Consider the following 26,890-nt stretch of genomic DNA (forward strand, 5'->3'; position numbering starts at 1 on the left):
CCCGCCCCGGCCCGCACCCGCTCCGTGCCCGGCCCGCACCTGGTCCGTGCCCGGTCCGTACCTGGTCCCTGCCCGGTCCGCACCCGCTCCGCGTCCGTCCGGATCCGCCGGATCAGGTCCGCTTGCGGACCATGTCGCGGTAGGCGCGGGACACCGCCCGCAGCTCCGCCTCCGGGTCCAGCCCCTCGGCCTGCGCCTGCCGCACCAGCTCGAACAGGCGGGCGCCGAGGCCGTCGGCCGGGACGCCCTCCGGCAGGTCCGCGGGGACGCCGGCGCGTCCGGCGCGGCGCAGCAGCTGGGCGGCGAGGGAGAGCGCGGGCTGGCCCATGGGCACGCCGTCGACCGGGGATCCGGCGTCGCCGCCGCTCTTGGCGGCGCGCTCGGCCGCCTTGATGGTCTCCCAGTTGTCGCTGACCTGCTCGGCGCCGTCCACCCGCACGGCGGCGAACACGTGCGGGTGGCGCCGGACCAGCTTGTCCACGATGCCCGCCGCCACGTCGTCGACGTCGAACCCGCCCTCGCCCTCGGGGCGGTCCTGCGCGACGCGCGCGTGGAAGGCCACCTGCAGGAGCAGGTCGCCCAGTTCCTCGCGGAGCGCGCCGCGGTCGCCCTCCTCGATCGTCTCCAGCACCTCGTAGGCCTCCTCCAGGAGGTACGGCGCCAGCGACTCGTGGGTCTGCTCCGCGTCCCACGGGCACTGGGTGCGGAGCCGGTCCATCACCGCGACGAGGTCGAGCAGGCGCGCGCCCGGCAGGTCGTAGGAGCCGGGCACGACCTCGATCACCGGCGGGTCGTCGAGGGCGACCGCCGCGTGCCCGATCAGGCGCATCAGCGCCTCGTCGGCCTCCAGCCAGACCACGTCCCCGCCCTGGGCCTCGCGGACCAGGGCGGCCGGATCGGGCTCCGCGACCTCGACCTCGATCCCCGCCTCGGCCAGGAACGGCAGGTGCGGGTGGTCCGGTGCGGCGGTGCGCACCGGGCCGGCGGCGAGGACCTGCCAGGCGCGGTGGCTCAGCAGACCCGGCGCGACCCGGGGCGAGGTGGTGACGAGGATCAGCGGCATGTCCGTCGGGCGTCCGTCGGAGGTTACGAGGACGCGGGGACCGCGCCGAAGCGGCCGGCGTCGACGTAGGAGTCCGCGCCGCCCTGCGACTGCGGGTTGGCCACGCCGTAGCGCGGGCTGCGCACGACCTTGATGGTCGCCGCCTCCTGGGCGAGCTTCTGGGACGCGGCCTGCTGGGACGCCTCGTCCTGCCCGGCGCCGAGCCCGGCCAGCAGCTTCCGCTCGACCAGGGTGATGCGGACCAGGTCGCGCAGCTTCGACGGGGGCACGCCGACGTTGACGGCGATCTGCTCGTCGGGCATGCGCTGGGTCTGCCCGCCCTGGGTGGCGATCTGGGTGAGGAAGGCGTCGACCTCCGCCTCGGTGACGGTGACGCCCTTGCGCGCGCCGAGCTGGTCGAGCTGCTCGATGGCGATCACGTTGGTCAGCACGGCCTGCGGGACCGAGCCCCGGAGCTGGAGCTGGCTCTTGTTGATGCCGGAGGCGACCACCGCCGCCTCGTACTCCTTGACGTCGGCTTCCAGCTCGCTGGAGCTGATCCGCTGGTCGCCCACGACGGCGGCGGCGCCGACCTGCGCCGGGGAGCAGGCGGTCAGCGTGGCCCCCACGGCCACGGCCGCCAGGATGACGCGCACTCGAGTCGACTTCACTTGCGATCCCTTCACGACAAATGCCGCTTCACTTTACCGGCATGTTCTCGAGGAACATCGCCTCGACCAGATCGCCGCACCACTTGAGCAGGTCCAGGTCCCGCAGCGGCTGGCCGCCGAGCGGTCTGGTCTTGGGGACGGGCACCAGCAACGTACCGGTCGCCTGCTTCAGCAGCGCCTTCGGGTAGAGCCGCTGGAGCCTGACCTGCTGGGAGTCGCGCAGGTCCACGGGGGCGAACCGGATGTGCTGGCCCTGCAGGGTGACGTCGGTGAGCCCCGCCCTGCGGGCGCGGATCCGGAAGCGCGCGACCGCCAGCAGGTTGTCGACCTCCTGGGGCAGCCTGCCGTACCGGTCGGTGAGCTCGTCGCGGACCGCCGCGATGTCGTCGTCGGTGCAGATCGCCGCGACGCGCTTGTAGGCCTCCAGGCGCAGCCGCTCGGAGGTCACGTAGTCGTGCGGGATGTGCGCGTTGACCGGCAGCTCGACCTTGACGTCGGGTCGCTCCTCCGGCTCGGCCCCGGTCAGCTTGGCCTTCTGCTCCTGCACGGCCTCCGACATCATCCGCACGTACAGGTCGAAGCCGACGCCCGCGATGAAGCCCGACTGCTCGGCGCCCAGGATGTTGCCCGCGCCGCGGATCTCCAGGTCCTTCATCGCGACGTACATGCCCGCGCCCATCTCGGTGTGCTGGGAGATGGTGGCCAGCCGCTCGTGGGCGGTCTCGGTGAGCGGCTTCTCCGGCGGGTAGAGGAAGTAGGCGTAGCCGCGCTCGCGGCCCCGGCCGACGCGGCCGCGGAGCTGGTGCAGCTGGGACAGTCCGTAGTTGTCGGCCCGGTCCACGATGAGCGTGTTGGCGTTGGGCACGTCGAGGCCGGACTCGACGATCGTGGTGCAGACGAGCAGGTCGAACTCGCGCTCCCAGAAGCCCACCATGATCTTCTCGAGCTGCTGCTCGTTCATCTGGCCGTGCGCGACGGCGACGCGCGCCTCGGGCACCAGCTCGTGCAGGCGGGCCGCCACCTTGTTGATGCTGGCGACCCGGTTGTGCACGAAGAAGATCTGGCCGTCGCGCATCAGCTCGCGGCGGATCGCGGCGGCGATCTGCTTCTCGTCGTAGGGGCCGACGAAGGTGAGGATCGGGTGCCGCTCCTCCGGCGGGGTGAGGATGGTGGACATCTCGCGGATGCCCGTCAGGCCCATCTCCAGCGTGCGCGGGATCGGCGTGGCGGACATGGCCAGCACGTCGACCTGCGTGCGCAGGTGCTTCATGGCCTCCTTGTGCTCGACGCCGAAGCGCTGCTCCTCGTCGATGATGATCAGCCCGAGGTTCTTGAACCTGGCCTCCGGCGAGAGCAGCCGGTGGGTGCCGATGACGATGTCCACCGACCCCTCCGACAGGCCGCGCAGGGTCTCCTTGACCTCGGCGTCGGTCTGGAAGCGCGACATCGGCCGCACGTTCAGCGGGAATCCGGAGAACCGCTCGGCGAAGGTGGACAGGTGCTGCTGGACCAGGAGCGTGGTCGGCACCAGGACCGCGACCTGCTTGCCGTCCTGCACGGCCTTGAACGCCGCCCGCACCGCGATCTCGGTCTTGCCGTAGCCGACGTCGCCGCAGATCAGCCGGTCCATCGGGATCGGGCGCTCCATGTCGCGCTTGACCTCGTCGATGGCCTCCAGCTGGTCGCCGGTCTCGGCGTAGGGGAAGGCGTCCTCCATCTCCCGCTGCCACGGCGTGTCCGGCCCGAAGGCGTGCCCCGGCGAGGCCATCCGGGCGCTGTAGAGGCGGATGAGCTCTCCGGCGATCTCCTTGACGGCCTTCTTGGCCCTGGTCTTCGCCTTGGCCCAGTCGGCGCCGCCCATCCGGTTGAGGGTGGGCGACTCGCCGCCGACGTAGCGGGTGACCTCGTCCAGCTGGTCGGTCGGCACGTAGAGCCGGTCGCCCTTGGCGTACTCGATCACGAGGTACTCGCGGGTCGCGCCCTGCACGGTCCGCTGCACCATCTCGACGTAGCGGCCCACCCCGTGCTGCTCGTGCACGACGTGGTCGCCGACCTTGAGCTGGAGCGGGTCCACCATGTTGCGGCGGCGGCTGGGGAGCCTGCGCATGTCCTTGGTGGAGGCCTTCTGCCCGACCAGGTCCAGATGGGTCAGCACCGCCAGCGAGGGGGTGACGAAGCCGTGGTCGACCAGGGCCGTGGTGACGTGCACGACCCGGGGGTCGGGCGCCGGGCCGATCTCCGGCTCCAGCCGCGCGGGCAGGTCGACGCCCTTGAGCAGCTCGACCATGCGCTCGGCCGGGCCGTGGCCCTCGCTGAGCAGCACGACGGTCCTGCCGGACTCCAGCCAGCCCTTGATGTCGGCCAGCGCCCGCTGGGTGTCGCCCCGGTAGGCCTCCGCCTCCTGGGCGTCCAGGACCAGCGCGCCGGCCGCATCTCCGGCGTCCCCGGCGTCGCCGAGGTCGTCTCCGCCGCCGAACGGGGCGATCGACCACCACGGCTGCGCGAGCTTGCGGGCGTGGTCGCGGATCTCCTCCAGCGTCCGGAAGGCGGCGGCGCCCAGATCGATCGGGGCCTCCCCGCCCGCCGCGGCGTTGATCCAGGAGGCCTCCAGGAACTCCTGGCTGGTCCGCACGAGCTCGTCGGCCCGGCTCCTGATCCGCTCGGGGTCGCACACGAAGACCGCCGCCGGTCCGGGCAGGTGGTCGACGAGCAGGTCCATCTCCCCGGCGAGCACCGGCGCGAACGCCTCCATGCCCTCGACCGGCACGCCCTCGGCCAGCTGGTCGAGGGTCTCGGCCAGCGCCGGGTGCTCGGCGGCCAGCGCCGCGGCCCGCTCGCGCACCTCGGGCGTGAGCAGCAGCTCCCGGCAGGGCGGGGCGAACAACCCGTCCTGCGCCACTTCCAGCGACCGCTGGTCGGCGACCTTGAACCAGCGGATCTCCTCGACCGTGTCGCCCCAGAACTCCAGGCGGAGCGGGTGCTCCTCGGTCGGCGGGAAGACGTCGAGCAGGCCGCCGCGCACCGCCACCTCGCCGCGCTTCTCGACCATGTCCACCCGGTGGTAGCCGCTGCCCACCAGGGCGTGGACCACGCCGTCGAGGTCGGCGTCGTCGCCCGCGCGCAACCGTACCGGCGACAGGTCGCCGAGCCCGCGCACGATCGGCTGGAGCACCGCCCGGACCGGCGCGACGACGACGCGCAGCGGCCCGGCCGAGGCGTCGCCGGCCACCGGGTGCGACAGCCGCCGCAGTACGGCCAGGCGCTGGCCGACGGTGTCGCTGCGCGGCGACAGCCGCTCGTGCGGGAGGGTCTCCCAGGCGGGGAAGACCGCGACGGCGTTCTCCCCCAGCAGGCTGGAGAGCGCCGAGGCGAGGTCCTCGGCCTCGCGCCCGGTCGCGGTCACCGCGAGCACGGTCCGCGGGCCGTGCCCGGCGGTCCCGCCCTCCCGGCCCGTGCCGCCGCCGGCCAGGGCGGCCGCGGCGAAGGGCCGCAGCGCGGGCGGCGCGACGAGGGAGACGTCGGAGAGGTCGCCCCCGCGCACGTCCGCCAGCACGGAGTCCAGGGCCGGGTCGGCCACGACGAGGTCAAGCAGTCCGGAAAGGCTCATTGAAATCGCCCACAGCCCCCACGACGGCAACACGAAAGGCCCCCGGACGCGCAGGACACGGGGGTTGCGCGTCCAAGACTACTTGCCCGGGTCCGGCCGACGGGAACGATCGGGGGCCATGTGACTTATCGTAATCACTCCACTACTCTAAGTGATATGAGAGGAATGCGACCGGTCGCCGCACAGGGCGACCTCTTCGAGCGACGGATCCAGGAGCGGTGGACGGAGCGGCGCGGACGCCGGCTCGACGTCCTGATCGCGGGCTGCGGATGGCCCGACCCGCTGAAGCTGGAGATGGAGAGCCGCGTCGTCGGGATCGACGAGGACCACCCGGTGGTGCGGGCGAACACCTCGGCGCGGGGGGACCTCACCTCGTGGGCGCTGGGCGACCTGCGGTCGATCCCGGTGCCACCCCGGGCCTTCGACGTGGTCTACGCGCCCTTCCTGCTGGAGCGGCTGGAGCACCCCGAACTGGTGCTCGACCGGCTGCTCGGGGGCCTGCGGCCGAACGGGCTGCTGCTGCTGCGGATGCGGGACCGGGAGTCGGCCTACGGCACGTGCGCCCGGCTGACCCCGTGGCCGCTGCGGCGGCTGCTGTGGCCCAAGCTCGTCCCCGCGGGCACGCCGGGGCCGCTGCCCAAGGTGTACGGCCCGTCCATCTCGCGGGAGGGCATCCGCGCCTACTGCCTGACCCGGGGGCTGGTGGTCACCGACGAGTTCCTCGGGACCAGCAGCCCGGCGGCCGACCGGCCGCTGGTGCGCGCCGCGTGCTCGGTGATCGAGGCCGTCTCGCGGGGCCGCATCCCCGCCTCGCACGACGAGATCACCATGATCATCCGCAAGCCGGAGGACTACTTCACGCGAGTGCTCTGAACCGGACCGGTTGATGTGGGACAACCGGAGTGGCTACAGTGGCCATATCCGACTAAGTCGATCGGGAATGTGGAGCAGATGACGGCGCCCTTCGAGTGGACCCCCGACGCCCGCGAGCTCGCCGACCTGGAGCTGCTGCTCTCCGGCGCCTACCACCCGCTGACGGGCTTCATGGGACCGGCCGACGCGCACTCCGTGGACGAGCACGGCACGCTCGCCGACGGCACGCCGTGGCCGGCCCCGGTCACGCTCGCGCTGCCCGGCGACCACCCGGCCGCCCCCGGCGACCGGATCACCCTGCGCGACCCCGAGGGCGCCCCGCTGGCCGTGCTGACCGTGACCGAGCGCTCCGGCGACCTGGCCGCCGGGCCGGTCGAGGCGCTGGGCGCTCCCGAGCACGGGCCGTTCGCCCGGCTGCGCCGTACTCCCGCCGAGGTCCGCGAGGAGCTGGCCGGCCGGGAGGTCCTGGCCGTCACCATGCGCGGCCCGCTGGACGACCTGACGGAGATCGAGGCGACCGCCGGGGAACTGGGCGCGGCGGTCCTGCTGCTCCCCCTGGCCTTCGGCGAGGGCGGTCCCGCGGTCGTCCGCGCCGCGCTCCGGGCCCGCGACCGGCTGACGGAGGGCACCGGGGGCACAGGCGGCACGGTGAAGGGCGTCTCGGTCGCCGTGGTGCCGCTGGCGCCGCGCGAGGACCACGCCGTCGACCTGGAGCTGCGCGAGCGCGTCGCCGAGGCCTACGGCGCCGCCGAGCACCTGGCCGGCCCGGAGCCCGTCACGCTCCCCGGGCCGCCGCACCGGCGCGGCCTGGTGGTCTTCTTCACCGGCCTGTCCGGCTCGGGCAAGTCGACCGTCGCCCGCGGCCTGCGGGACGCCCTCCTGGAGCGCGGCAGCCGTACGGTGACCTACCTCGACGGCGACGTGGTCCGCCACCTGCTCTCGGCCGGGCTGGGCTTCTCCCGCGAGGACCGCGACCTCAACATCCGGCGGATCGGCTTCGTCGCCGCCGAGGCGGCCCGGCACGGCGGGCTGGCGATCTGCGCGCCCATCGCGCCGTACGCCGCGACGCGGGACGAGGTCCGCGCGATGGTCGAGGCCGTGGGAGCCGACTTCCTGCTCGTCCACGTCGCCACCCCGCTGGCCGAGTGCGAGCGGCGCGACCGCAAGGGGCTCTACGCCAAGGCGAGGGCGGGCCTGATCCCCGAGTTCACCGGGATCTCCGCCCCCTACGAGGAGCCCGACGACGCCGACCTGGTCGTCGACACCACCGCCGTCACGGTCGAGCAGGCCGTGCGGACCGTGCTGGACCCGCTTGTGCAGGGGGGCTGGGTGCGGTGAGCGGGATCTCCGTACGGGCACCGGGGACGCCGGGGACGTTCAGGCCCCCGAGGACGCCGGGGCCCCCCAGGGCACTGAGGACACTGAGGACACTGAGAACGCCGAGGACACTGACCGCCCGTGCGGCGGGCGAGGAAGCGGTGAGCGCCTGATGGGCATCGACATCCCCCTGGTCATCGGATCGTTCTTCGTCGCGATCGTCGTCGGCCTGACCGGCATGGGCGGCGGCGCGCTCATGACGCCGATGATGATGCTGTTCTTCAACGTGCCGCCGCTCGCCGCGGTCTCCAGCGACCTCGTGGCCTCGGCCGTGATGAAGCCGGTCGGCGGGGTCGTGCACATGCGCCGCGGCACCGTGAACCTGCGGCTGGTCGGCTGGCTGTGCGCGGGCTCGGTGCCGGCCGCCTTCAGCGGGGTGCTCATCGCGCGGGCCTTCGGCGACGGGGAGCAGGTCCAGCAGACGGTGAAGTACGCCCTGGGCGTCGCGCTGCTGCTGGCCGTCGCCGGCCTGGTGGCCAAGTTCTGGCTGGCCCGGCACGAGGGTCCGGTCTCGGCGGACCTCGGCGAGATCGTCGTGCGCCCGATCCCGACGTTACTGGTCGGTATGGTCGGAGGCGTCGTGGTCGGCATCTCCTCCGTGGGCTCCGGCTCGCTGATCATCGTGGCGCTGCTCGCGCTCTACCCGACGCTGCGGGCCAACCAGCTCGTCGGCACCGACCTGGTCCAGGCGGTCCCGCTGGTCGCCTCGGCCGCCCTCGGCCACCTGTTCTTCGGCGACTTCCAGCTCGACCTCACCACCTCGCTGCTCATCGGCTCGATCCCCGGCGTCTACCTCGGCGCGCGGATCTCCTCCCGGGCCCCCGGCGGCGTCATCCGCGCGCTGCTGGCGGTGGTGCTGCTCGCCTCGGCGCTCAAGCTCCTCGGCGTGGGCAACGCGGCCACGCTCTGGATCCTGGGCGGTGCGACGGCCGCCGGAGCGGCCGGCTGGTCACTTCTCCGGCACCGCGGTGGCGTTCAGGTAGGGGTCGCGGGCGAGCTCCCGGAAGGCGCGGCGTCCGGCGGGAGTGGTGTCGAACCGGGTGTCCCCTCGCGGGGCGCTCGGTGAGTCGAAGTAGACCAGCGCCTTGATCTGCGGGTAGCGCCGCAGCTCCTGGCGGACCGAGGCGAAGAACGCCGACTTGAACCACGGCTGCTCCCGGCGCTCGAACACGCCCCACTCGGCGACCATGACGGGCTTGCCCGGGAAGCGCCACTGCATCCAGCGGTAGAACCCCGGCCAGTCGGGGAACTCCTTGCGGGTCTTGTTGATCAGCCCGTCGAAGGTCTGGACCCGGGCGTCGGCGTAGGGGTCCATGGCGACCCAGTCGACCACGTCGTCGCCGGGGTAGAGCTGCTCGAACCAGGGCTCGGCCGCCCAGTTGGGCGCGCCCATGTAGGTCATGACGGTGATCGCGTTCCGCACGCCGCCGGCCCGCAGGCGCTCGACCACGTGCCGGAACATCGCCGCGTAGTCGCGCGCGGTCATCCCGGAGGCCGGGTCGTCCCGCACGTCGTTCTCCGGCTCGTGGTGCACGGTCAGGAAGAACCGCTCGGGGAAGGTCGTGCGGATGTGCGCGGCCAGCCGGTCGATCCGCTTGTCCAGCGCCCCGTCCGCGATCTCCGCCCAGGTGCGGCCGAACGACGGCTTCCAGTTGACCAGCAGCAGCCTGCGCCCGGCGGGGTCGCGGGCGATCGCCGCCTCCTGCGGGGTGGGGAAGAGCTCGCCTTCCCGGTGGTAGACGTGCACGACGCCGGCCGTACGGCCCATGCGGCGCTCGGCCCGGGCCAGCGCCCGGTCGGGCGGCCTGCCGGTGAAGACCTCCGGGGCCACGCCCCACCAGGCGCCGCACGAGGGGATGAGCTTCACGCTGGCCTCGCAGCCCGCCGCCGGCGTCGTGCGGAGGTCCAGCAGCCCGCCGCGGGCCGGGCTGTGCCGCGCCGCCTCCGAGGCGACGCCCGACGCCTGGCCGCACGCGCCCAGTCCGAGCACGAGAGCCGTACCGGCGCCGGCGATCAGGGACATCTTCAGAGTTGGCCTTAAATCGGCATTTGTCCGATACAACGGTTCCTCACAGATGATCCGTCCGCGCGTTTCTTTACCTTCCGCGGGACACACCCTCCCATCCTCCGGACGTGCCGCGTCGCATACTTTGCCGGACCGTTCCGCCTCCCCGGCGGAGCGGCGAGGAAATATCGGATAAACAACCGTTATCTCGGCGTGATTGGCCGTCACCGCACCAGGAAAATCTTGGGTATGCGGACGGGAAAATAGCGTTCCGGCCTATAGTCCTAGGGTTCCCAGCGTCAGCCTCCCCCCGCGAGGCCCAGCCCCCGAGAGGGACCGAACGCATGAGCCTGTCGCCGGACCCCCCCGTCCGCCGCTCCGGCGGAGACCTGGCGGATTACGCGTCCCTGCTCCGCCGCCGCTGGCCGGCCCTCCTGCTCTGCCTCGCCGCCGGGACCGGCGGCGGCGGCGCCCTGCTGTGGGCCACCCCGCCCGCCTACACCGCCTCCACCTACGTCCTGGTGACCCCGACCGGCGTCCAGGAGCAGACCAACCAGGTGACCAACCGGCAGCGGGAGGCCCTCAACCTCGACACCGAGGCCCAGATCGCCCAGTCCGCCGTGGTCGCCAAGAAGGCCCAGGCCGCGCTCAAGAGCACTCCCGGCCCCGTCGACGTCGCCGTGCCGCCCAACACCTCGGTCCTGGAGATCTCCTACACCGCCGCCGACCCCAACAGCGCCGCCGCGGGGGCCAGCGCGTACGCCCAGGCCTACCTGGCGCACCGCCGCGAGGCCGCCGACGAGGCCCTGACCGTCCAGCTCAAGACGCTCCTGTCCAAGCTCAGGCAGGTCAACGAGAGCCTCACCAAGGTGGTCGCCGAACTGCCCGGGCTGGACCGGGGCACGGCCGACCACACCATCGCCCTGCAGCGGCGGAGCGTCCTCAGCCGCCAGGTCTACAACCTCACCGTCAAATACGACGCGCTCAAGACCGTCGCCGTCACCCCGGGTTCGGTGATCAGCGAGGCGGTCGCCCCGGACCGCCCCAGCACGCCCAGCCCTCCCCTGTACCTCGGCAGCGGCTTCATGATCGGCCTGCTCGCCGGAGTCGGGCTCGCCTGGATCCGCGACCGCCTCGACACCCGGATCCGCGACCCCCGCGACCTCGCCCGCCTGACCGGCATCGACCTCGTCACCGGCCGGGAGGTGGCCGACCTGGCAGGCGCCGGCGGCGCCGTGCTGCTGGTCCCCCTGCCCGGGACGTCGTCCCAGGACGTGGCCCGGGCCGTACGGCAGCTGGGTGAGAGCCGCGTCCCGGTGCTCGGCGCGGTCGTCGCCGCGGAGGCGGCCACCGACAAGCCCCGGGCCGTGCGCCTCGTCGAGCCCGCCGGGGGCACGCTGATCCCCTCGGGCGGCGGGAACCCCCGCGCCACCCTCCCCGAGTCCGACACCACGGCCGAGATCGCCCTCTCCGACGTGCACGCCGCCCTGCGCGGGACCCCGCCCGCCGGCAGGCGGGTGTTCCCCCCGTGACAGGCCCGCACCCGGCGAGCTGGCCCATCGCCGTGCTCCTCATCGGCTACCCCGTCTGGTGGATGCTGGGCTTCGGCGGGCTGGCGGTGATCGTGCTCGCTCCGCCGATGGCGGTCGTCCTGTGGCGGCGACGGCCGGTCCGGGTGCCGAAGGGGTTCGGGATCTGGCTGCTGCTGCTCGCCGGCTACCTCGTCAGCGCGCTCATGCTCGGCGAGATGCCGCCGGACACCTACGGCGAGTTCGGCGCGGGGCGGATCATCGGCTACCTGATGCGCCTGGCCCTCTACGTCTCCATGACGATCATGGTCCTCTACCTGGGGAGCCTCACCGAGCACGAACTGCCGCAGCTCAGGCTGGTGCGCATGCTGGGCGCGCTGTTCGTCACGACCGTCGCGGGCGGCCTGCTGGGCGTGTTCGCACCGCAGGTGCAGTTCACCTCGCCCGTCGAACGGCTCCTGCCCGGGTGGATCAGCGGCAACTCCTTCGTGCAGAACCTGATCCACCCCACCGCCGCCCAGATGCAGAAGGTCCTCGGGCACGCCTCGCCCCGCCCCGAGGCGCCCTTCGAGTGGGCCAACGCCTGGGGCAGCAACCTCTCGGTCCTGCTCGTCTGGTTCGTGGTCGGCTGGTGGGTGTACGGCGGGCCGCACCGCCGCCTGGCCGCGCTCGTGCTGCTCGCCCTCGCCTCCATCCCGGTCGTCTACTCGCTCAACCGCGGCCTCTGGATCGGCCTGGGCGTCGCCGCCGCCTACCTGATCCTGAGGACGAGCGCGCGGCGCCGCCTGGTGATGTGCGCGGCCGTCGCGGCGGGAGCGCTGGCCTTCGTCCTGAGCCCGCTCCAGCCGCTGGTCGCCCAGCGGCTGGACAACCCGCACAGCAACGACATCCGCGCCTTCACCGTGTCGTCCACCATCGCCGCGGCGGGCACCTCCCCCTTCATCGGCTACGGCAACAACCGCAGCGCCCGGGGCAACTACCGGACGATCACCACCGGCAAGAGCGACTGGTGCGACACCTGCGGCCACCCGCCGCTGGGCAGCGACGGCCAGCTCTGGCACCTGATGATCACCCAGGGCTTCGTCGGCGCCGCGCTCTACGTCGCGTTCTTCGCCGGAGCCGTCCGGCGCCACTGGTCCGACCGCTCGCCGATCGGCGCGGCCGGCGTCCTGGTGATGATCCTCACCCTGCTCTACATGTTCGTCTACGACGGGCTGGTCACACCGCTCATCCTCTACCTGATCTCTTTCGCACTGCTCTGGAGGAACACCATGGCACGGGGGGCCACCGAATGAACGACGCCCGGGTCCGGCGGCGCTACCTCGACCGGACGATCAGCCTGCTGTTCCCCGGTCCCGGCGAGGACCGGCCGTACAGCCTGCTCCCGCACCCCCTGATCCCCCGCAGGCTCACCCCGCGGGCGTGGTGGCACCCCTGCGGCAGGGTCATGGTCCCCGCGGGGCGGGACAGCATCGAGACCCACCTGAGCGAGGTGCTGGACACCCCGATCCGGGTGACCCTCCACGTGCGCCCCGCCCGGCGGGCCAACCGCAAGCCCGTCCTGGAGGCCCGGGGCCCGGACGGCACGGTCGCCTTCGTCAAGATCGGCGACACCGACCGCACCCGCGAACTCGTCGCGCACGAGGCGCGGACGCTCGCCATGCTCGCCGAGACGCCGCTGAAGACCGTCATCCCGCCGACCGTGCTCCACCACGGCTCCTGGCGCGACCTGTCGGTCCTCGCGCTCTCCCCCCTGCCCGTACGGCGCGGCGCGGCCGGGGCGGACCTGCGCGCCGAGGCGATCCGTGAGATCAGCGGGATCGGCGGGGAGCGCTTCGCCTGGCACGGCGACTTCTCCCCGTGGAACATCGCGCGCGGCCCGGACGACCGGCTGCTGGTGTGGGACTGGGAGCGGTTCGGCACCGGCGTGCCGCTCGGCTTCGACGCGCTCCACCACTTCCTGCAGCGGGCCCTGCGCCGGATGGACCCGCCGACCGCCGCCCGCGCGTGCGTGGCGCAGGCGTTGCCGCTGCTGGCCCCGTTCGGCCTGTCGGCGGGCGAGGCCCGGCTGACCGCGGTCCACTACCTGACCGCGCTGGCCCACCGGCACGCCGCCGACGGGCACGAGCCGCTCGGCCCGCCCGCCGCATGGCTCAACCCGGTCGTCGACTCCCAGGAGGTCCTGGTGTGAAACCCGCGCTGAAACGCTCCGTGCACGCCGTGTCCCGGACCACGGGACGCCTCACCTCCGGCAACCGGGTCCTGCCGTCCTTCCTGGTCGTCGGGGCGCAGCGCTCCGGCACGACCTCGCTCTACCGGGCGCTGGCCCGCCACCCGCTCGTGCTCAAGCCCGTCCTGCACAAGGGCGTGCACTACTTCGACGTGGCCTACGACCGCGGTCTGTCCTGGTACCGCGCGCACTTCCCGCTGCGGGGGGCGACCCTGCGCCTGTCCCGCCGCCACGGCCACCGCCCGCAGGCCTTCGAGTCGGCGCCCTACTACCTCTTCCACCCGCTGGCCGCCGCCCGGATCGCCGCGGACCTGCCGGGGGTGAAGCTGATCGTGCTGGTCCGCGACCCGGTCGAGCGCGCCTTCTCCGCGCACGCCCACGAGCTGGCCCGGGGTTTCGAGACCGAACGCTGCTTCGCCAGAGCCCTGGAGCTGGAGGAGGAGCGGCTGGCCGGGGCGGAGGAGTCCCTCGTCGCCTCGCCGTACTCGACGCACCACGCCCACCGCCACCACGCCTACCTGGCCCGGGGCCGTTACTCCGAGCAGCTCGCCCGGGTGGAGCCCCTGATCGGCCGGGAGCGGATCCTCGTACTGGACAGCGGGGAGTTCTTCGCCCGGCCGGAGCCCGTCTACGACCGGGTGCTGCGGTTCCTCGGCCTGCCGCACCTCGGCGACCCGGTGTTCGACCGGCACAACGCCCGCCCCCGGCCCGCTCCGATGCCCCCGTCGCTCCGTCGCGAGCTGGCCGCCCGGTTCGAGGGGTCCGACGCCCTGCTGGCCCCCTGGCTCGGCGCGGAGCCGTCGTGGCGGTCCTGAGGCGGGGCGCGGCCGGACCGGCCGGGGCCGCCCGCGCCGGGGACCGGGGTCCGGCCGCCCCCGCTCCCGCGGCACCGGCCTCCGGAGGCGGCCGGTGACCCCCGTACTGGTGACCGGGCTGCCCCGGAGCGGGACGAGCTGGACGGGCAGGATGCTCGCGGCGGGCGGCGAACTGGTCTACGTCAACGAGCCGCTCAACCCGCTGCCCCGGCCGGGCCGCTCCCCCGGCGTGCTCGACGCCGACGTCACCCACCGCTTCCAGTACATCTGCGCCGACGACGACGAGCCGTGGCTGCGGGCCTTCACCGACACCGTCTCCCTGCGCTACCGGTTCCTCGCCGAGCTCCGCCGCAACCGCGCGCCGTACGACCTGGCCCGCATGGTCCGGTACGGCACCGCGTTCACCCTCGGGCGGCTGACCGGTCGCCGGGCGCTGCTCGACGACCCGTTCGCGCTGTTCTCCGCGGGCTGGTTCGCCCACCGGCTGGGCTGCCGGGTGATCATCCTGGTCCGCGACCCGGTGGCGTTCGCCGGGAGCTGGCAGCGGCTCGGCTGGACGGTCTACTTCCACGAGCTGCTGGAGCAGCCGCTGCTGGTCCGGGACCACCCCCGGGTGGAGGAGCTGCGGCCGCTGGTCGGCTGCCAGGACCGGCTGCTCAAGAACGTCGCCCTGTGGCGGACGGCCGCGGCCGTCGCCGCCGACCTGGCCGCCCGGCACCCGGAGATCCTGCTGGTCCGCTACGAGGACCTGGCCGCCGCCCCGGTGGAGGGTTTCCGCCGCCTGTACGACTGGGCCGGCCTGACCTGGTCCGCGCGCGCCGAGGGACGCGTCCGCCGCGCCTGCACGGCCCCGGGCTCCACCGCCCGCGGCTTCGCCTGGCACGGCCTGTCCCGCACGGCCTACCGGCCGATGGACTCCCGCCGGGCCCTGGCCGAGGCGGGAGGCCGCCTCAGCGAGGAGGACGCCCGGCGGGTCAGGGAACTGGCCCGAGGTTGAGCCGCTCCCCCGGCGGGCACCGAGCGGCGGGAGGCCCGGATCTTCAGGAGAACAACCGCTTGAACAGGCAGACGGTGAGCAGTCTCAGCGCGAACGGCAGGTCGTCGACCAGGTAGCGGCGCGCCAGCCGGCCCGGCTCGCTGAGCAGGCGGAAGAGCCACTCCAGCCCGGACCGCTGCATCCACTCCGGTGCCCGGCGCACGGCCCCGGCGGCGAAGGCGATGGCCGACCCGCAGCCGATGAACCAGGTCCCCGGCAGCTCCTCGCGGAGCGCCGCGATCAGCCGGTCCTGCTTGGGGAAGCCCAGCCCGACGAAGACCACCCGGGGCCCGGCGGCCACGATCGCCTCCCGGATCCGCTCGTAGCCCTCGGGGGTGTCCTCGAACCCGTACGGCGGCGCGTCCACCCCGGAGACGAGCAGACCCGGGTAGCGGTCCACCAGCCTGACCGCGGCCTGCTCCGCCACGCCCGGCGGACCGCCCAGCAGGTAGATCGGATAGCGGTAGAAGGCCGCCGCCTCCGACAGGGACCAGATCAGGTCCGCGCCGGTGATCCGGCCCGGGACGGGGGTGCCGAGCAGTCTCGCCGCCCACACCAGCGGCATGCCGTCGGCCACCGCGAGATCGGCGCCCTCGACCAGCCGGCGCAGTGCCTCGTCGCGGGCGACGGCCCGGCTGATGTCCACGTTCGGGGTGACGATGTGACCGCCCTCGCCCCGTTTCAACGCGGCCACCGCGTGGTCGACCACCTCGGTCTCGGTCATCGGGTCGATCGCGACGCCCGCCACCCGGACGCGGCGGCGGAGCCGCCTGCGGGTGGCCTTGTCCGGTCGCGGTCGCTGCCGCGGGACCGCCGCGCCCGCGGGGGCCGCCGACTTCCCCGGCCTCGCCGCCTGCGCCGCGCCCGCGGGGGCCGCCGTCTTCCCCGGCCTCGCCGCCTGCGCCGCGCCCGCGGGGGCCGCCGTCTTCCCCGGCCTCGCCGCCTGGGCCGGGTCCGCGGGGAGCGCCGACTTCACCGACTGCACCGGTTTCGCCGTCCTCCCCGGTCCGAACGGCCCGAACCGCCCGGCCGGGTCCTTCGGTCCCGTCGCCATCGCGAGGCACCCGTCCGCGGCCACCGGGGCGTGGCCTGCTCCGGCCCGCATCAGATGCCGTGTCCGTGGTGGTGCAGGCGGCTGAGGACCGCCTGGGCGGGCACCAGGCCGAGCGCCACGGCCAGGGCGATCGGCGCGCGGGGTTCGCCGCGCCTGGCGGTGAAGGCCCGCCAGGCCCAGCGGCCCGCCTCCCTCCGGCGGCCCAGGGCCGCGTGGTGGAAGGCGAGTTGGCCGTAGATCCGCGCCGCGCCGCGCGGGTCTACGGCCAGATCCGGGTGCCGGGCGAGCATCCACTCGAGACCGGCGATGCGATCGGCCCAGCGGGTCGCGTACATGGAGCCGCCCCAGCGCACCCGCACCAGCGGGCGGTCGACATGCACGATCGGATGGCGGCCGGCCGCGCGCAGGGCCAGGTCCCAGTCCTCGTTCTGGCCTCCGGGAGCGCTCTCGTCCACCCAGAGGGCTCCGCGCCGGAACAGGAACGTCGAGGAGTGGACCATCACCATGCGCGAGCGGACGAGCTGCTCACGGGTCACCCGGCAGGTGCCGGCCAGCCGCGGGACCCGCCGGGAACCGTACTCCACCTCGATGGCGCAGCTGGCGAACTCCGCCCCCGGCGCCGCCTCCACCGCCGCGACCTGCGCGTCGACCTTCCCCGGCAGCCACCGGTCGTCGTCGTCGCAGAAGGCCACCAGGTCGGTGCCGAGCGCGGCGATGCCGGTGTTGCGCGCCCCCGGCAGGCCGGGGGTGAACCGGTTGGCCAGCACCCGCACGCCGCGCTCCGGCGGCGGGGTCTCCCCCCGGACCGCCGGGGACCGGCCCGCGAGGAGGTCGGCCACCTGGCCGGCCACCCGCGACGGGTCGCCGCCGTCGACGACGATGACGATCTCGACGGAGCCCGGGTAGTCCTGCGCGAGCGCGGCGCACGTGGCCGCGCGCAGCTGGTCGGGCCGATCTCCACGCGTGGGGATGACCACGCCCACCGATGGACTCACGAGAGCCTCCAGGGATAGTCGTACTTGAGCATGAGGGGCCAGGTCAGTGCGGTGACCAGGCTCCGCTGCCGGGGCGGGGCGCCGGTGCGCCAGCCGTCGTCCCGTGTCAGGCCGATCCGGCCGACCGTGAACCGCATGGGGTTGCCCGAGGCGGTGTGCGCCACCGACAGCTCGGCCTCGCCGTCGCCGAGGAAGCCCAGGCTCGGGCGGACGCCGAGCCCCGCCGCCAGGCGCCGCAGCGTCCGGACGGGTGAGCCCAGCAGGTCCTCGTAGCGGATCCGGGTGACGGGCACGCCCTCGCGGGCCAGCAGCTCGAGACCGAGGTTCTGGGTCAGCCAGTGCAGCGAGGTCCGGGCGGGCGACCAGACCGTCATGGGGACGCCGTCCTCCGGGCGCGCGACCCGGCGCCGCCAGGAGTACGCGACCGCGCGGGGGTCGCGCACGACGTGCACGACGTGCACGTCGACTCCGGCCGCCGCCAGGCAGAACGCCAGGGAGGCGTGTTTGCTGGAATCGACGACGACCGGGCTGTCCGCGACCTCGGCCGCCGCCTCGTAGAGCCTGCGGTAGGCGACGGCGTACTCGCCCAGCTCCTCGGTCACGGTCGGCGACCGCCACACCCCGGCGCCCGCCCGCTCCTCGGCGAGCAGCCGGGCCAGGCCCGGGATCCGCCGGGTGCGGTCCACCCGGCGCCTCAGCTCGAGCACCCGCTCGGCCCGCTCCGCGGACCACCCGCCGAACGCGCGGTCACCGACCTTCAGCCAGAAGGGGCACGCGCCGAACGGCTCGCCGCAGCCGCAGGCCTCGTCCGCCAGCACACCCCGTGCCCAGAGGTGGACCACCTCGCCGAGGGCGACGCAGCCGGGGAGCTCCCCGAGCAGGCGCTCCAGCAGCGTGGTTCCGCTACGGCCAAGCCCACCCAGGAAGACCACCCGGGTGGGCTGCGGACGAACAGACACAGGCACGAATCCTCACCGTTATGGATACGGAACGTGCCGACGATATCGCGGAGAGTAACCTCGCAGTCAGTGAACGGTCAAAGGATCTACCTACGGCGGGTGACCGGCCGGTTACCGCGCCTCGACGATCATGCCTGCCGCGACGGTGTTGTTGGTGGCCTCGTCCACGAGGATGAAACCGCCGGTGAGCCGGTTGCGCGCGTAGTCGTCCACGAACAGCGGCTGGGTGACGCGCAGCGAGACGCGGCCGATCTCGTTCAGGCCGAGCGCGGTCGCCGACTCGTCGCGGTGCAGGGTGTTGACGTCGAGCCGGTAGTGCAGGTCCCGCACCAGCGCGCGGGCCGTCCTGGTGGTGTGCTTGATCGTCAGCTTCGTGCGCGGGGCCAGCTTGGACGCGTCGGTCATCCAGCACACCATCGCCTCCACCTCCTGCGCGACGTGCGGCTGGTTGTTCGGGCGGCAGATCATGTCGCCGCGCGAGATGTCGATGTCGTCCTCCAGCCTCAGGGTGACCGACATCGGCGCGAACGCCTCCTCCACCGGGCCGTCGAACGTGTCGATGGACGCGATGCGCGTGGTCAGCCCGGACGGCAGGTGCACGACCTCGTCACCGGGCTTGAGCACGCCGCCCGCCACCTGTCCCGCGTAGCCGCGGTAGTCGTGGAAGGCCGGGTCGGTCGCCTTCTGCGGGCGGATGACGTACTGCACGGGGAAGCGCACGTCGACCAGGTTCCGGTCGGAGGCGATGTGCACGTTCTCCAGGTGGTGCAGGAGCGACGAGCCGTTGTACCACGGCATGTTCTCCGACCGGGAGACCACGTTGTCGCCGTGCAGCGCGGAGATCGGGATGAACGTCAGGTCCGGCGCGTTCAGCTTCGAGGCGAACGCGGTGAACTCCTCGCGGATCTCCTCGAACCGCTCCTGCGAGTAGCCGACCAGGTCCATCTTGTTGACGGCCAGCACCAGGTGGGGGACGCGCAGCAGCGTCGTCAGGAACGCGTGCCGGCGCGACTGCTCCAGCACGCCCTTGCGCGCGTCGATCAGCACGACCGCCAGGTCCGCCGTGGAGGCGCCGGTGACCATGTTCCGGGTGTACTGGATGTGCCCGGGGGTGTCGGCGATGATGAACTTGCGCTTGGGGGTGGCGAAGTAGCGGTAGGCCACGTCGATCGTGATGCCCTGCTCCCGCTCCGCCCGCAGGCCGTCGGTGAGCAGCGACAGGTCGGTGTACTCGGTGCCCCGGTCGCGGGAGGTGCGCTCGACCGCCTCGAGCTGGTCCTCGAAGATCGCCTTGGAGTCGAAGAGCAGCCGCCCGATCAGGGTCGACTTCCCGTCGTCGACACTTCCCGCGGTGGCGAAGCGAAGGATGTCCATCAGTTCTGCTCTCCAGAGGTCGTACGGCGTGCGCGGGGGGACGGGGAGGGAAGGTGCCGCATCAGAAGTAGCCCATCCGCTTGCGGTCCTCCATCGAGGCCTCCGAGGCGCGGTCGTCGGCGCGGGTGGCGCCCCGCTCGGTGATCCGGGTCGCGGCGATCTCCTCGATGATCTCCTCGACGGTCGCCGCGGCGGACTGCACGGCGCCGGTGCAGGTGATGTCGCCGACCGTGCGGTAGCGGACCGTCATCTCCACGAGCTGCTCGTCCTCGTCCCGGGTGACGAACTCGCTGTCGGCCAGCAGCATGCCGTCGCGCTCGAACACCTTGCGCGTGTGCGCGTAGTAGATCGACGGGATCTCGATGCCCTCACGCCGGATGTAGTCCCAGATGTCCAGCTCGGTCCAGTTGGAGAGCGGGAAGACCCGGATGTGCTCACCCTTGCGGATCTTGGCGTTGTAGAGGTTCCACAACTCCGGCCGCTGGTTCTTCGGGTCCCACTGGCCGAAGTCGTCGCGGAAGGAGAACACCCGCTCCTTCGCGCGGGCCTTCTCCTCGTCGCGGCGGGCGCCGCCGAACACCGCGTCGAACTCGTTGTCCTCGATCGCGTCCAGCAGCGTGGTGGTCTGCAGCCGGTTGCGGGAGGCCCGGCGGCCGGTCTCCTCCACCACGCGCCCGGCGTCGATCGAGTCCTGGACGGACGCCACGACCAGGCGCGCGCCCAGCTCCGCGGCCCGCCGGTCGCGGAACTCGATGACCTCGGAGAAGTTGTGGCCGGTGTCCACGTGCATCAGCGGGAACGGGATCGGCGCGGGCCAGAACGCCTTCTCCGCGATGCGGAGCATCACGATGGAGTCCTTGCCCCCCGAGAAGAGCAGACACGGTCGCTCGAACTCCGCCGCCACCTCACGCATGATGTGGATGGCCTCCGCCTCGAGGACATCGAGCTGCGACGTGGTGTAGTCGCGCTGAAGCATCTGACTCTCCCATCGGGGATTGGGGGTGCGCCCCTATCGGTGCAGATCCCGGATTCCGGCGAGCAGCGTTGGCGCCAGTCCTGGTAGGGATACCAGAATATCCGGTAGTGAGGGGTCGTCCTGGTTGTAGGTCAGCGCGGAGCCGTCGATCCGGCTCGCGTGGGCCCCGGAGGCCAGCGCCACCGCGACCGGAGCCGCCGAATCCCACTCGTACTGACCCCCGGCGTGCACGTACGCCTCCACCTCTCCGGTCAGCACCGCGGAGATCTTCGCCCCCGCCGAGCCGATCGGCACCAGGTCCGCGCCGACGAGGTAGGCGAGCTTCTGCACGAACTCCGGCGGCCGCGTCCGGCTCACCGCGATCCGCACCCGGCCGCCGCCCGGCCGCGCGACCGGCTCCTGGCCGGAGGCCGCCTCCGGGCCGGCGGGCGGCCCGGGCAGCACCGGCGGCTCCGCCGTGGAGAGCGTCCTGCCCTGCGCGGGCAGCGCCACCGCCCCGGCGGTGAGCACGCCCCGCTCCCACAACGCCACGTGGACCGCCCAGTCCTGGCGGCCCTCCTCGGCGAACTCGCGGGTGCCGTCCAGCGGGTCGACGATCCACACCCGCTCCGCCGACAGGCGGCGGGAGTCGAGGCGCTCCTGCTGGGTCGCCTCCTCCGACAGCACGCTGTCACTCGGGCGCAGCCGCGCCAGGGCCTCCATCAGGAACCGGTGCGACTCGGCGTCGCCCCGCGCACGCAGCGCGGACGGATCGCCGAAGCCCTCCTCGTCCCGCAGCGCCAGCAGCCTCTCGCCGGCCTCGGCCGCCAGATCCCCGGCCAGGACATGATCGTCGCGAATCGTCATCAGTAAGCTCCAGCCCCTCGCGCGACAGCCGACCAAGTCTTCCACAGGATCTGCAGGTCCAGCATGAGGGACCAGTTCTCCACGTAACGCAGGTCCAACCTGACCGATTCCTCCCAGCTCAGGTCCGACCTCCCGCTCACCTGCCACAGCCCCGTCATCCCCGGCCGGACCAGCAGCCGGCGCCGGACGTCGTCACCGTACCGGGCCACCTCCTCCGGCAGCGGCGGCCGGGGGCCCACCAGCGACATGTGGCCGAGCACCACGTTGATCAGCTGCGGCAGCTCGTCCATGGAGTGGCGGCGCAGCCAGGCGCCGACCGGGGTCACCCGCGGATCGTTCCGGATCTTGAACAGCACCCCCCCGTCGTCGCTCATCAGGGTGATCTTCCGCTGCTCCGCGTCGGTCACCATCGTCCGGAACTTGTAGATCATGAACTCCGCGCCGTCCCGGCCCACCCTCGTCTGCCGGAACAGCACCGGCCCCGGTCCCGACACCCGCACGGCCAGCGCCAGCGCCAGCAGCAGCGGCGACAGCAGCACCAGCAGCGCCCCCGCCCCCACCCGGTCGAAGAGCATCTTGACCACCTGCCGCAGCCCCGCGAGCTCCGGATGGTCCACGTGCAGCAGCGGCAGGCCCGCCACCGGGCGGATCGTGGTCCGCGGCCCCGCCACCTCCATCAGCGCCGGAGCCACCACCAGGTCCGTGTGCGTCTTCTCCAGCCGCCAGGCCAGCCGCCGCAGCGCCGTGCCGTCCATCTCCGGGCAGGCCAGCACCGCCACCGTGTCCGCCTCCGCCTGCCCCACCACCAGCGGCACGTCCGACAGGCCGCCCAGCACCGGCACCCCCGCCACCTCGGGACCGCCGCCGCGCGGCACGCACACCCCCACGACCTCCATGCCGTGGTAGCGCTCCCGGCGCAGCCGGTCGACCAGCTCCGCCGCCGCCGCCCGGTGGCCCACCGCCACCACCCGCCGCATGCACCCGCCCCGTGCCCGCCTCCGGTGCAGGGACCGGCGCAGGCGGTAGCGCACCAGCAGCGTCAGGGCCGTGGCCAGCGGCACCGCCAGCACCACGTAACCGCGCGCCACGTCGGTCTTCGTCACGTACGCGCCGACCGCGAGCGCAGCAGTGATCATGAAACCGCACTGCAGGACCCGCTGGAACTCCTCCGGGCCCAGACCGATCAGCCTCGCCTCGTAGGCCCGGTTCAACGCGATCGCGCACACCCACACCACGGGCAGCGCCGCGCTCAGCACCACATAGGGGACGACGTACGGCGTGACCTCGCCGAACCGCACGAAGAACGCCAGAGCGCCGGAGAGGGAGGCGCACCCGAAGTCGGCGACGACCGCCCGCGCCCGGTGCCCGCGCACCCAGAGCGGCTCCCGCCAACGCGCCGCCGGCACGGACCCGGACACCACATGGAGAGCCGTTACGTCGCGCACGCACCCCTCCGCGTAACCATTCGTCTACTGACAGTAATGGAATGGTATCGGCGAGGAGAAAGAAGGGAGGGCGAACGCCGGAACGCACGCCCCGGCGCGCCGTCCGCCGGGTCCGCTAGCGGGGCGGGCCCGAAAGCTTCAGATCGACGGCGTGGAAGGTGTTCTGCGTCGCCTCGAGCCCCACCCGGACCAGCGACTCCACCACATCCGCCGCCCGGTCCACCAGGAACGCCAGGTCCTTGCGCTCCGCGGTCGCGAAATCGCGCAGGACGTACGCCGCCGTGTCCATCCGGCCCGGCGGGCGGCCGATGCCGAACCGCACCCGCAGGTAGTCACGCGTCGCCAGCGACTTCGTGATCGACTTCAGCCCGTTGTGGCCGTTGTCGCCCCCGCCCAGCTTCGCCCGGAGCGCGCCGTACGGCACGTCCAGCTCGTCGTGGACGACGACCACCCGCGCCGGATCGACCTTGTAGAAGTCCGCCAGCGCCTTCACCGGGCCGCCGGACAGGTTCATGAACGACAGCGGTTTGGCCAGGACCACCGGGGCGTCCGCCAACCGGCCCTCCAGCACCTCGGCCCGCGACCGGTGCGCCTTGAACCGCCCCCCGGCCCGCGCGGCCAGCTCGTCCAGCACCATGAACCCGGCGTTGTGCCGGTTCCCGGCGTACTCCGGCCCCGGATTCCCCAGGCCGACCACCAGCCAGCGGTCCACGGCCGGCACCCCTTCCATGCGCGTCAGGGCAGCCCGCTCCCGGGCCGCCCTGACAGGTGTAGCAGAGAGAACTTACTCGGCGGACTCGCCCTCGGCGGCCTCCGCGGCCTCACCCTCGGCGGCCTCGGCGGACTCGCCCTCGGCGGCCTCGCCCTCGACCGGCTCGGCGGCCTGAGCACCGGAGACGATCAGGACCAGCGCCTCCGGGTCGGCGACCAGCGTCGTGCCCTTCGGCAGCTTCAGGTCGCCGGCGGTGACCTGGGCGCCGACCTCCAGGCCCGCGACGTCGACCTCGACGCCCTCGGGGATGTGCGTCGCCTCGGTCTCGACCGAGACCGAGACCATCTGCTGGTCGAGGATGCCGTCGGAGACCTCGCCGACCACGTTGACCGGGATGTCGACGGTGACCTTCTCGCCGCGCTTGACCAGCAGCAGGTCGACGTGCTCCAGGAAGCCCTTGATCGGGTCGCGCTGCACGCCCTTCGGGATCGCCAGCTCGTCGACCGCGCCCTCGAGACGGATCAGCACGTTCGGCGTGCGCAGGGCCAGCAGCAGCTCGTGGCCCGGCAGGGACAGGTGGCGGGGGTCCGTGCCGTGCCCGTAGAGGACGACGGGCACCTTGTGCTCGCGGCGGATCTTGCGGGCGGCGCCCTTGCCGAAACCGGTGCGCGACTCGGCGGCGATGACTACTTCAGACACGGCAGATCTCCTAGGGATCCTCGACGGTGAAAGCGCGCTCCCCCTCACCCGCCCTAGCGGAAGGCGTTACGAGCGCGCGCAACCTGCACAGCCTATCGGCTCGTCGCAGGGCTTCGTCCGCCTCCCCGCGGGAGGCGGACGGGAATCCGGCGGACGCGCCTAGCTGTCGCCCTCGAACATGCTCGTCACCGAGCCGTCGCTGAACACCTCGGTGATCGCCCGCGCGATCAGCGGCGCGATCGACAGGACGGTCAGGTTGTCGAACCGCTTGTCCTCCGCCAGCGGGAGCGTGTTCGTGACGATGACCTCGGAGATGCGCGAGTTCTTCAACCGGTCCACCGCCGGGTCGGAGAAGACCGCGTGCGTCGCCGCCACCACCACGTCGGTCGCGCCCTGCTCGTACAGCGCGTCCGCCGCCTTGCAGATCGTGCCCGCCGTGTCGATCATGTCGTCGATCAGCACGCAGGTGCGGCCCCGCACCCGGCCGACCACCTCGTTCACCTTCACCTGGTTGGCCACGTCCAGGTCGCGGCGCTTGTGGATGAAGGCCAGCGGAGTGCCCAGCGTGTCCGCCCAGCGCTCCGAGAGCCGCACCCGGCCGGTGTCCGGCGACACCACCGTGGTGTTGGCCAGGTCCAGCTTGTCCTTGAGATAGTTGACCAGCACCGGCATCGCGAACAGGTGGTCCACCGGGCCGTCGAAGAAGCCCTGGATCTGCGAGGTGTGCAGGTCGATCGACATCAGCCGGTCGGCCCCGGCGGTCTTGAACAGGTCGGCCATCAGCCGGGCCGTGATCGGCTCGCGGCCCCGGCCCTTCTTGTCCTGCCGGGCGTAGCCGAAGAAGGGCATGATCACGGTGATCCGCTTGGCGGAGGCGCGCTTGAGCGCGTCCACCATGATCAGCTGCTCCATGATCCACTGGTTGATCGGCCCGGTGTGGCTCTGGATCACGAACGCGTCGCAGCCCCGGACCGACTCCTGGTAACGCGCGTAGATCTCGCCGTTGGCGAAGTCACGCAGCGTGGTCGGGGCGATCCCGATCCCCAGGTGACTGGCCACCTCCTCCGCCAGCTCCGGATATCCGCGCCCGGAGAAGAACATCAGTTTCTTCTCACCGGTCTGCTTGATGCTGCTCATTCGGAGGTGCTCCCCTGCTGATCTCCGGCCTCGGCGGCCCGCTGCGCCGCCTGCGCCGATCTGGTGCCCGGGCGCTTGCGCACCGTCCACCCTTCGATATTTCGCTGCCGCCCGCGGGCCACCCCGATCGCCCCGGCGGGGACGTCGGAGTCGATGACCGAACCCGCGGCGGTGTAGGCGCCGTCGCCGATGTTCACCGGCGCGACGAGCATGGTGTCGCACCCGACGAAGGCGTGGTCGCCCACCGTCGTGTGGTGCTTGTTCACTCCGTCGTAGTTGACGAAGACCGAGGAGGCGCCGATGTTCGCCCCGGCGCCGATCGTGGCGTCGCCCACGTAGGACAGGTGCGGCACCTTCGAGCCTTCGCCCACCCGGGCGTTCTTCAGCTCGACGTACGTCCCCGCCTTGGCCCCGCGGGCCAGCACGCTGCCCGGCCGCAGGTAGGCGTACGGCCCGACCGCCGCCTCCGGACCCACCTCGGCCTCCACGCAGACCGCGTTGCGGACCACCGCCCCCTCGCCGACGACCGTGTCGGTCAGCGTCGAGGCCGGGCCGATCTCGGCGCCCTCCCCGACGGTCGTACGGCCCTGCAGCTGGGTGCCCGGATGGACCACCACGTCCTGCCCCAGCACGACGTCCACGTCCACCCACGTGCTGGCCGGGTCGACCACCGTCACACCCGCCCGCATGTGCCCCTCCAGCAGCCGGGCGTTGAGCACCCGCCGCGCGAAGGCCAGCTGCACCCGGTCGTTGACGCCCTCCACCTCGACGTAGTCCGCCGCGACGTGCGCGCCCACCCGGTGGCCGTCCTCGCGCAGGATGGACAGCACGTCGGTGAGGTACTCCTCACCCTGGGCGTTGGAGGCCGACACCCGCTTGACCGCGTCGGCCAGCAGCAGGCCGTCGAACGCGTAGACGCCGGAGTTCATCTCCCTGATCGCCCGCTGCTCCGGGCTCGCGTCCTTCTCCTCGACGATCGCCAGGACCGCCCCCGAGGAGTCGCGGACGATCCGCCCGTACCCGTACGGGTCGGGGACCTCCGCGGTGAGCACGGTGACGGCGTTGCCGTCCTCGGCGTGCCGCTCCAGCAGGCCCGCCAGGGTGCCGGTGCGCAGCAGCGGCGTGTCCCCGTAGGTCACCAGGACCGTGCCGGCGACCGTGCCGACGGCCTCCAGGACCGTCCGCACCGCGTGGCCGGTCCCCTTCTGCTCCTCCTGGACCACGGCCAGCGCGTCGGGGCTGCTCACCTCCAGGTGCGCCCGGACCCGCTCCCGCTCGTGGCCGATGACGACGATCAGTCGCTCGGGCTCCAGCCCCCGGGCGGCGGTGAGCATGTGGTCGACCAGCGTGCGGCCGCACAGCTCATGAAGGATCTTGGGTGTTCTCGACTTCATCCGGGTGCCCTCGCCTGCGGCGAGGACGATGACGGCGGCCGGGCGCGGCACACTCACGGGCGAGGCTCCCTCGGCATCGCGGCTGAGACATGACGAAACGGGGTGACTCGCGGC

Annotated in this window: 23 protein-coding genes; 8 read left to right on the forward strand and 15 right to left on the reverse strand. The window is 72.9% G+C overall.

Annotation, left to right across the window (positions count from 1 at the left end):
• Nucleotides 1–112 precede the first annotated feature (112 nt).
• Genes HS048_RS00480 through mfd form a run of 3 tightly spaced genes read right to left on the reverse strand, consistent with a single transcriptional unit; the run spans nucleotide 113 to nucleotide 5,320 of the window.
• Nucleotides 113–1,063, reverse strand: a complete 951-nt coding sequence (locus HS048_RS00480) for a MazG family protein (RefSeq protein WP_068901126.1) — start codon at nucleotides 1,061–1,063, stop codon at nucleotides 113–115.
• Nucleotides 1,064–1,086: 23 nt separating this feature from the next.
• Entirely contained in the window at nucleotides 1,087–1,713 is a 627-nt protein-coding gene (locus tag HS048_RS00485) for a SurA N-terminal domain-containing protein (RefSeq protein ID WP_196465787.1), read from the reverse strand.
• Nucleotides 1,714–1,741: 28 nt separating this feature from the next.
• The gene (gene mfd / locus HS048_RS00490; protein WP_196465788.1) at nucleotides 1,742–5,320 is read right to left on the reverse strand and encodes a transcription-repair coupling factor; all 3,579 of its coding nucleotides are present in this window, start codon (nucleotides 5,318–5,320) and stop codon (nucleotides 1,742–1,744) included.
• 156 nt (nucleotides 5,321–5,476) lie between these two features.
• Between mfd and HS048_RS00495 the strand changes: the two genes are divergently transcribed.
• The 3 genes from HS048_RS00495 to HS048_RS00505 all read left to right on the forward strand — a co-directional run bounded on the left by HS048_RS00495 (nucleotide 5,477) and on the right by HS048_RS00505 (nucleotide 8,636).
• A complete protein-coding gene (locus HS048_RS00495) occupies nucleotides 5,477–6,193 on the forward strand; it encodes a bifunctional 2-polyprenyl-6-hydroxyphenol methylase/3-demethylubiquinol 3-O-methyltransferase UbiG (RefSeq protein ID WP_068901120.1) in 717 nt (238 codons plus the stop codon).
• 78 nt (nucleotides 6,194–6,271) lie between these two features.
• Nucleotides 6,272–7,531, forward strand: coding sequence for an adenylyl-sulfate kinase (gene cysC / locus HS048_RS00500; protein ID WP_196465789.1), 1,260 nt, complete (start codon nucleotides 6,272–6,274; stop codon nucleotides 7,529–7,531).
• A 151-nt stretch (nucleotides 7,532–7,682) separates the two neighbouring features.
• Nucleotides 7,683–8,636: a sulfite exporter TauE/SafE family protein gene (locus tag HS048_RS00505; RefSeq protein WP_196465790.1), complete on the forward strand. Its 954-nt coding sequence runs from the start codon at nucleotides 7,683–7,685 to the stop codon at nucleotides 8,634–8,636.
• On the opposite strand, the gene HS048_RS00510 is transcribed toward HS048_RS00505, so the two are convergent.
• Complete coding sequence (locus tag HS048_RS00510; protein ID WP_196465791.1) at nucleotides 8,520–9,593, reverse strand: glycoside hydrolase family 26 protein; 1,074 nt, start codon at nucleotides 9,591–9,593, stop codon at nucleotides 8,520–8,522. The genes HS048_RS00505 and HS048_RS00510 overlap by 117 nt on opposite strands.
• 326 nt (nucleotides 9,594–9,919) lie before the next feature.
• On the opposite strand from HS048_RS00510, the gene HS048_RS00515 reads away from it, so the two are divergent.
• From HS048_RS00515 to HS048_RS00535, 5 genes are all read left to right on the forward strand, one after another.
• Entirely contained in the window at nucleotides 9,920–11,107 is a 1,188-nt protein-coding gene (locus HS048_RS00515) for a YveK family protein (RefSeq protein ID WP_196465792.1), read from the forward strand.
• Nucleotides 11,104–12,399: an O-antigen ligase family protein gene (locus HS048_RS00520; protein ID WP_196465793.1), complete on the forward strand. Its 1,296-nt coding sequence runs from the start codon at nucleotides 11,104–11,106 to the stop codon at nucleotides 12,397–12,399. Before HS048_RS00515 ends, HS048_RS00520 begins: the two co-directional genes overlap by 4 nt.
• A complete protein-coding gene (locus HS048_RS00525) occupies nucleotides 12,396–13,295 on the forward strand; it encodes a hypothetical protein (protein WP_196465794.1) in 900 nt (299 codons plus the stop codon). The genes HS048_RS00520 and HS048_RS00525 overlap by 4 nt, the downstream gene beginning before the upstream one ends.
• Nucleotides 13,292–14,149 (forward strand): sulfotransferase, encoded by an 858-nt coding sequence (locus tag HS048_RS00530; RefSeq protein WP_307832325.1) that lies wholly within the window; start codon nucleotides 13,292–13,294, stop codon nucleotides 14,147–14,149. The genes HS048_RS00525 and HS048_RS00530 overlap by 4 nt, the downstream gene beginning before the upstream one ends.
• 94 nt (nucleotides 14,150–14,243) lie before the next feature.
• Complete coding sequence (locus tag HS048_RS00535) at nucleotides 14,244–15,146, forward strand: sulfotransferase (RefSeq protein WP_191895209.1); 903 nt, start codon at nucleotides 14,244–14,246, stop codon at nucleotides 15,144–15,146.
• A 43-nt stretch (nucleotides 15,147–15,189) separates the two neighbouring features.
• On the opposite strand, the gene HS048_RS00540 is transcribed toward HS048_RS00535, so the two are convergent.
• From HS048_RS00540 to glmU, 11 genes are all read right to left on the reverse strand, one after another.
• Complete coding sequence (locus tag HS048_RS00540; RefSeq protein WP_230880672.1) at nucleotides 15,190–16,239, reverse strand: WecB/TagA/CpsF family glycosyltransferase; 1,050 nt, start codon at nucleotides 16,237–16,239, stop codon at nucleotides 15,190–15,192.
• A 50-nt stretch (nucleotides 16,240–16,289) separates the two neighbouring features.
• Complete coding sequence (locus HS048_RS00545; RefSeq protein ID WP_196465796.1) at nucleotides 16,290–17,234, reverse strand: glycosyltransferase family 2 protein; 945 nt, start codon at nucleotides 17,232–17,234, stop codon at nucleotides 16,290–16,292.
• A complete protein-coding gene (locus tag HS048_RS00550; RefSeq protein WP_196465797.1) occupies nucleotides 17,231–18,193 on the reverse strand; it encodes a sulfotransferase in 963 nt (320 codons plus the stop codon). The genes HS048_RS00545 and HS048_RS00550 overlap by 4 nt, the downstream gene beginning before the upstream one ends.
• A gap of 111 nt (nucleotides 18,194–18,304) precedes the next feature.
• Nucleotides 18,305–19,567: a sulfate adenylyltransferase subunit CysN gene (gene cysN / locus HS048_RS00555; RefSeq protein WP_196465798.1), complete on the reverse strand. Its 1,263-nt coding sequence runs from the start codon at nucleotides 19,565–19,567 to the stop codon at nucleotides 18,305–18,307.
• Between the two features lie 61 nt (nucleotides 19,568–19,628).
• Entirely contained in the window at nucleotides 19,629–20,543 is a 915-nt protein-coding gene (gene cysD / locus HS048_RS00560; RefSeq protein WP_191895205.1) for a sulfate adenylyltransferase subunit CysD, read from the reverse strand.
• Between the two features lie 33 nt (nucleotides 20,544–20,576).
• Nucleotides 20,577–21,389, reverse strand: a complete 813-nt coding sequence (locus HS048_RS00565) for a 3'(2'),5'-bisphosphate nucleotidase CysQ (protein WP_153054502.1) — start codon at nucleotides 21,387–21,389, stop codon at nucleotides 20,577–20,579.
• On the reverse strand, nucleotides 21,389–22,795 hold the full coding sequence (locus tag HS048_RS00570) for a sugar transferase (protein ID WP_196465799.1): 1,407 nt from the start codon (nucleotides 22,793–22,795) through the stop codon (nucleotides 21,389–21,391). The genes HS048_RS00565 and HS048_RS00570 overlap by 1 nt, the downstream gene beginning before the upstream one ends.
• A gap of 154 nt (nucleotides 22,796–22,949) precedes the next feature.
• Nucleotides 22,950–23,564 (reverse strand): aminoacyl-tRNA hydrolase, encoded by a 615-nt coding sequence (gene pth / locus HS048_RS00575; protein WP_196465800.1) that lies wholly within the window; start codon nucleotides 23,562–23,564, stop codon nucleotides 22,950–22,952.
• Nucleotides 23,565–23,618: 54 nt separating this feature from the next.
• The gene (locus tag HS048_RS00580; protein ID WP_068901094.1) at nucleotides 23,619–24,245 is read right to left on the reverse strand and encodes a 50S ribosomal protein L25/general stress protein Ctc; all 627 of its coding nucleotides are present in this window, start codon (nucleotides 24,243–24,245) and stop codon (nucleotides 23,619–23,621) included.
• Nucleotides 24,246–24,404: 159 nt separating this feature from the next.
• Entirely contained in the window at nucleotides 24,405–25,382 is a 978-nt protein-coding gene (locus tag HS048_RS00585; RefSeq protein ID WP_068901092.1) for a ribose-phosphate diphosphokinase, read from the reverse strand.
• A complete protein-coding gene (gene glmU, locus HS048_RS00590; protein WP_196465801.1) occupies nucleotides 25,379–26,833 on the reverse strand; it encodes a bifunctional UDP-N-acetylglucosamine diphosphorylase/glucosamine-1-phosphate N-acetyltransferase GlmU in 1,455 nt (484 codons plus the stop codon). Before glmU ends, HS048_RS00585 begins: the two co-directional genes overlap by 4 nt.
• Nucleotides 26,834–26,890: the final 57 nt, after the last annotated feature.

The organism is Planomonospora sp. ID91781, from assembly GCF_015711595.1.
Classification (GTDB): Bacteria; Actinomycetota; Actinomycetes; order Streptosporangiales; family Streptosporangiaceae; genus Planomonospora; species Planomonospora parontospora.